The following is a 1,967-nucleotide window of genomic DNA, read 5'->3' as shown; positions in this document are numbered from 1 at the left end:
GGTCGCGGCTCCAGGAGCGAAACCGAGCCGTCAGCGGGAGGATCACTCCTCTTCGCCGGCCCCGTCTTCGTCTTCGTCCTCGGCGGAGGCGGCGACGGAGCCGATGCCGCAGACGCTCTGCTTGACGGCTTCGACGCGGTCGGCGGGCGGCTCCTCGGAGGGCACGTCGACGTATTCGGCCTTCTCCAGCAGGAAGTCGATCGCCTTCCGCTCGCGGAGCTGGGCGGCGAGGTTCTCAATCATGCCGCTCTTGGCCAACCGGCTGCGGACGCGGCGAACCGGCTCGCCCTGCTGGAGGGCCATCAGGGTGATTTCGCGGTCGATCTCGCCGGGGGTCGGCTCGATGTCGTTCTCCTCGGCGACGCGGTCGAGGATGAAGTGCTCCTTGAGAGCCTGCCGGGTCGAGCTGACGGCGTTCTGCTTCAGTTCGTTCTCGCGGGCCCGAATCTGGGCGGTGGTGAAGCCGGCCTGCTGCATTTCGAGCAGTTCCCGCCGCAGGGCGTTCTCCGTCTGCCGGCGAACGAGCTTCTCGGGCAGGTCCCAGTCGGCGCTCTCCGTGATGCTGGCGAGCAGCTGCTCGCGGGCGCTCTGCCGCTGGCGGTACTCCCGCTGCCGGGTGAGGGAGTCGCGGATCTGCTGGTCCAGTTCCTCGGCGCTCTCAACGCCGATGCGGTCCAGCAGCTCGCGGGTGAGGGTCGGCAGCTTGAGGGTCGAAATCGACAGCACCTCGAACTTGCCGGTCACCTCTTCGCCGCGGAGTTCGACGCGGTCCGCCTCCGGGGAGACGGTCAGCGTGGCTTCCCTCACGTCGCCGACCTCGGCGCCGGCGATCAGCTCGTCGAAGCCTTCCAGCTCCGCGTCCTGCAGGCGAAGGACCGGCTTGAGCTTGGCCTTCAGCTCCGGAACGACGTTCAGTTCCTTGCCGTCGTGGGAGAAGGTCACCTTCAGCTTGACGGTGTCGCCGGCCTCGGCGGCCCGCTCCTGCGGCTCCAGGCGGCCGTACTGGGTGAGGAACTCTTCGCGGTAGGCGGCGACCTCGGCGTCGGTGACTTCCGCGTCCGGCCGTTCGATCTTCAGGCCGGACAGGTCCGGGGTGTCGAACTTAGGGCGGACTTCGACGTCGAACTCGTACTCGAAATCGCCCTCGTCCGGCAGGTCGAGGGTGGAGACGTCGAGGTCCGGCTCGTTGATCGGGTCGAGGTCCTGCTCCTCGGAGACCTGCTCCAGGCTGTCGATCAGCACGCGCTGCTTGACCTGCCCGGCGAGTTCGTCCTTGAAGCGCTTCTTGATCAGCGTGACCGGCACGCGGCCGACGCGGAAGCCGGGGACGCTGGCCTGGTCGGCGTACTCGCCGACGGCCTCTTCCAGGGCGGCGTCCAGTTCGGCCCGGGGCACCGTCACCTTGACGTGCTTCAGGCAGGGGCCGGCGTCCTCGACCTCGACGGAGAGGTCCATCTTGCGGCGATCGTCGCTGAACTCGTCGCCCGTCAGGTCCGGGTCGCCGAGCGTGCCGCCGGCGGCGGGGTCGTCAAGAACGGGGGCGTCGGTCGACATCGGCGGAACGTGCGGGTCGGGAGCGAAGTGCGGCTCAGCCGCGAAATGCGGGTCGGGTCGCGGAATGCGGGGTCGGGTAGCGTACCCGCGGGCGCGAATTGCTCAACGCCGCCCGGCCCTGTGCGCGGGCGGGCGGGGGCAAAAAGTAACGCCGAGGCCCCGCGGGGCCTCGGCGTTACGATCGTTTGCAGGCGTAAGAGCGGGTGACCGGGCTCGAACCGGCGACCTTCAGCATGGCAAGCTGACGCTCTACCAATTGAGCTACACCCGCCTGCGAGACTCGGAGAACCGTCCGAAACCGGACGACTCGCCGCGTCGGGGGGAACAGTATCGACCCCGGGGGCGGGGCGTCAACCGATCCTTTCGAGAGACACCAGAGCGCTGCGAAAGGTTCGCTTTTCGTTGGAGCCGCG

1 protein-coding gene and 1 tRNA gene are annotated in these 1,967 nt (G+C 68.6%); both read right to left on the bottom strand.

Features of this window, described 5'->3' with window-relative positions; all coding sequences use genetic code 11:
• Positions 1–42: 42 nt before the first annotated feature.
• Complete coding sequence (gene tig / locus ACG2DA_RS22595) at positions 43–1,554, bottom strand: trigger factor (protein ID WP_395258929.1); 1,512 nt, start codon at positions 1,552–1,554, stop codon at positions 43–45.
• A 198-nt stretch (positions 1,555–1,752) separates the two neighbouring features.
• A tRNA-Gly gene (locus tag ACG2DA_RS22590) sits at positions 1,753–1,825 on the bottom strand.
• Positions 1,826–1,967: the final 142 nt, after the last annotated feature.

Source organism: Alienimonas sp. DA493 (assembly GCF_043951915.1).
GTDB lineage: Bacteria > Planctomycetota > Planctomycetia > Planctomycetales > Planctomycetaceae > Alienimonas.
This window is presented reverse-complemented; position numbering and strand designations above follow the sequence as displayed.